We start from the raw sequence: 327 nt of genomic DNA, 5'->3' as shown, positions 1-327 counted from the left end.
TTAGTGATGTTTGAAACATCAGCATCGCAAAGGTCAGAAGCTGTTGGGATCTGAGCCTGTGCTGTGGCAAGACCAGCTGCATCGCTGCATTCCAAGGTTACATTTAAAGCTGTTGGAGCAGTTGTCCAAGTTGGAGCAGTAGTGTCCTGAATGGTGATCACTTGGGTGAAAGTGTCAGATGTGTTTCCGCAGTCGTCTTTTACAGTCCAGGTGTTGGTGTAAGTTCCCGCGTTTCCGCATCCTTCAGAGGCAACGAACTGACCGCTTACTTTAGTGATGTTTGAAACATCAGCATCGCAAAGGTCGGAAGCTGTCGGAATCTGAGCC

At 48.6% G+C, this 327-nt stretch carries 1 protein-coding gene; it reads right to left on the bottom strand.

Features of this window, described 5'->3' with window-relative positions:
• On the bottom strand, nt 1-327 hold a 327-nt coding region (locus DM397_RS00285; RefSeq protein WP_204251840.1), incomplete at both ends, for a hypothetical protein.

Origin of the sequence: Flavobacterium nitrogenifigens (genome assembly GCF_003254565.1) — a bacterium.
Lineage (GTDB): Bacteria > Bacteroidota > Bacteroidia > Flavobacteriales > Flavobacteriaceae > Flavobacterium > Flavobacterium nitrogenifigens.
Note: the sequence above shows the minus strand (reverse complement) of the source record. Positions and strands in the feature narration are given on the sequence as shown.